This window comes from Gordonia sp. (in: high G+C Gram-positive bacteria), from assembly GCF_049299075.1.
In the GTDB taxonomy this organism is placed as follows: domain Bacteria; phylum Actinomycetota; class Actinomycetes; order Mycobacteriales; family Mycobacteriaceae; genus Gordonia.
In genome coordinates, this window is record NZ_JBAQWU010000096.1 from 1 (window position 1) to 2,981 (window position 2,981).

The window sequence follows — 2,981 nt, forward strand, 5'->3', positions numbered from 1 at the left end:
CACCTGGGGGATGGGGGTCGCCAACTCGCTGGCCGCCCAGCGCGGTGGGGCCACGGTGGTCGACGGCGCACTCGGCGGTCTGGGCGGCTGCCCCTTCGCGCCCGGCGCCAGCGGCAACACCGCGACCGAAGATCTACTCTTCGCGACCCGCCCGGAATATCTGACACCAGAGGTCTTCGCCACCCTGGTGCGGACCTCCGAGTGGCTTCTGGCTCGCCTGGACGAGGCTCCCCGCTCGCGGGCCGCGCAGGGCGCCCGATCGGAAGCCGAAGCCTTCACCTGGGTGCTGGACGACGACACCCGGTAACTATGCTTTCCGGCATGGCTGATGGACTGACCTACCAGGGCAAGACCTACCAACTGATCATGTTCGACCTCGACGACACCCTTGCGCCGTCGAAAACGGCACTGAGCGATGAGATGGTCGAGCTGTTCCGGGAGATGCTGGGCTCGGCGCTAGGCTGCATCATCTCCGGTGGACAGGTCGGGCAGTTTCAGAGCCAGGTGCTCGACCGGATCGGCGAGTTCGACGATCGCGCGAACCTGCACCTGATGCCGACCAACGGCACCCGCTATCTGCGTTTCGAGAACCCCGACTGGGTCACGGTGTATGCCGAAGATCTGTCGCAGGAGCAGAAGGACCGGGCGATGGCCGTGGTCGAGGAGGGGGCCAAGAGCCTCGGGCTCTGGGAAACGCAGACGTGGGGCCCCATCCTCGAGGACCGAGGCAGTCAGGTGACGTTCAGTGCGCTGGGCCAGTCGGCACCGGTCGAGGCGAAGTCGGCGTGGGACGCCGACGGCCGGAAGAAGGAAGCTCTGCGCGCCTACGCGGCCGAACGACTACCAGACCTGGAGGTGCGCAGCGGTGGATCGACGTCGGTGGACATCACCGCCAAGGGCATCGACAAAGCCTACGGCGCGCGGCGGCTGATGGAGATCCTGAATCTGGGCACCGAGGACATCCTCTTCTTCGGTGACCGCCTGGACCCGGGCGGCAACGACCGCCCGGTGATGGAACTGGGCATCGAGTCGATCGCCGTCCACGGCTGGGAAGACACCTACGCCAAGCTCGCCCTGATCGTCCGCGGCTGACGAACCGCTGCAGCGTGGTCGATTACCGCCGGGCATGATGGGCGCATGGCTGAACTCGTCTCGCTGGAAGTGCAGTTGGTCGCTTCGACCACGTTTGACGTCCCCGACGTCGACTGGTCGACCGATGCGGTCGGCGGGGAAGCGCTCATTGAGTTCGCCGGGCGGGCCTGCTACGAGACCTGGGACAAGCCGAACCCGCGGACCGCGACCAACGCGGGCTATCTGCGGCACTCGCTGGAAGTCGGCCACACCTCGCTCTTCGAGCATGCCAGCGCCACCTTCTACCTCACCGGCATTTCACGATCGTGCACCCACGAGCTGATCCGGCACCGGCACTTCTCCTATTCGCAGCTCTCCCAGCGCTTTGTTCCGGGGCACGACGCCGATGTCGTCGCGCCGCCGGCGATCCGCGGTGACGCGGAACTGGAGGCCCTGTTCCGGGCGGCCACCGAGGCCAGCCGGGATGCCTATGGAGAACTGCTGGCGCGATTGGACGAGAAGTTCGCCGACGAGCCGAATTCGATTCTGCGGCAGAAGCAGGCCCGGCAGGCGGCGCGTTCGGTACTGCCGAACGCCACCGAAACCCGCATCGTGGTGACCGGCAACTATCGGGCCTGGCGGCACTTCATCGGGATGCGCGCCACCGAGCACGCCGACACCGAGATTCGACAGCTGGCCGTTGAGTGCCTACGGCAGCTCAGCGAGCTCGCGCCGACCGCCTTCGGGGACTTCGAGATCGGTGTTCTGGCCGACGGGTCACAGGTGGCTACCTCGCCTTTCCTGTTCGAGGGCTGAGCGATTCGGCGGCGGTTCGGTGCGGTACCGTTACCGCCATGACATCGCCTGCCCACCGGCCCGGAGCCGGGCCGTTCGGAACCAATGCCGTCGCCATGGTGACCCCGTTCGATTCGAACGGCGGAATGGACCTGGACAAGGCGGCGGAACTGGCCGATCACCTGGTCAATAAGGGGTTGGATGGGCTGGTGATCTCCGGGACGACGGGGGAGTCGCCGACCACCTTTCCGGACGAGAAGAATGAGCTGCTGCGCGTCGTACTTGACGCTGTCGGTGACCGGGCGCGGGTGACCGCTGGCGTGGGGACCTACGACACTGCCGAATCGGTGGAGTTCGCCAAGGTGGCCGAGAAAATTGGCGCCCACGGTCTGCTTGTGGTGACGCCGTACTACTCGCGACCCCCGCAGCGCGGACTGGTGGCGCACTTCCAGGCAGTCGCCGACGCGACCGATCTGCCGCTCATGGTGTACGACATCCCGCCCCGCTCGGTGGTTCCCCTCGAGTTGGACACGCTCCTCACCTTGGCTGAGCACCCGAACATCGTTGCGGTGAAGGATGCCAAAGGCGACCTGCACCAGGCGCAGAAGATCATGGCACAGACCAATCTGCAGTATTTCAGTGGCGAGGACGCACTGAACCTCGCCTGGCTGGCGATGGGTGCCGCGGGCTTCGTTAGCGTCATCGGCCATCTCGTGCCCGAGCGGATGGCCGCGCTACTCGACGCCGTCGCCGCTGGTGATCTGGCTACGGCGCGCCAGCTTAGCGATTCGATGACCCCGCTGGTCGATGCGATGGGACTCGTCGGCGGTGTCACCATGGTGAAGACGGCGCTGCGTCTGCAAGGTTTGGACGTCGGCGACCCGCGTCTGCCGCAGGTGGCCGCCGATCCCGCGCAGATCGAACAGATCCTGGGTCTACTTCGTCAAGCAGAGGTGATTTCCTGATGTCCGGAGCCGAACAGAGCGGGAAGACGGGCGGCAAACGTCGCCGCGCCGGACGTAAGGCCGGGCCGCCGAGCGAGAAGACCGTGGCGCGTACCCGCGGTACCAGCGGTGTGGCGGATGCGGCCGCGGAGGCGGCGACCGGATCGAGCG

At 66.6% G+C, this 2,981-nt stretch carries 3 protein-coding genes and 1 pseudogene; all 4 read left to right on the plus strand.

Annotated elements, in window-relative coordinates; genetic code table 11:
• Positions 1-307, plus strand: a pseudogene (locus WAW85_RS03200) (hydroxymethylglutaryl-CoA lyase); the annotation flags it as partial.
• Between the two features lie 14 nt (positions 308-321).
• Positions 322-1,092: an HAD-IIB family hydrolase gene (locus tag WAW85_RS03205; protein WP_422558210.1), complete on the plus strand. Its 771-nt coding sequence runs from the start codon at positions 322-324 to the stop codon at positions 1,090-1,092.
• Between the two features lie 45 nt (positions 1,093-1,137).
• Entirely contained in the window at positions 1,138-1,887 is a 750-nt protein-coding gene (gene thyX / locus WAW85_RS03210) for an FAD-dependent thymidylate synthase (RefSeq protein WP_422558211.1), read from the plus strand.
• A 38-nt stretch (positions 1,888-1,925) separates the two neighbouring features.
• Positions 1,926-2,831 (plus strand): 4-hydroxy-tetrahydrodipicolinate synthase, encoded by a 906-nt coding sequence (dapA, locus tag WAW85_RS03215; protein WP_422558212.1) that lies wholly within the window; start codon positions 1,926-1,928, stop codon positions 2,829-2,831.
• Positions 2,832-2,981 lie beyond the last annotated feature (150 nt).

What these genes read in the sequence shown, in the direction of transcription:
- WAW85_RS03205 (WP_422558210.1), top strand. Translation starts at nt 322, where the DNA reads ATGGCTGATGGACTGACCTACCAGGGCAAGACCTACCAACTGATCATG.
- thyX (WP_422558211.1), top strand. Translation starts at nt 1,138, where the DNA reads ATGGCTGAACTCGTCTCGCTGGAAGTGCAGTTGGTCGCTTCGACCACG.
- dapA (WP_422558212.1), top strand. Translation starts at nt 1,926, where the DNA reads ATGACATCGCCTGCCCACCGGCCCGGAGCCGGGCCGTTCGGAACCAAT.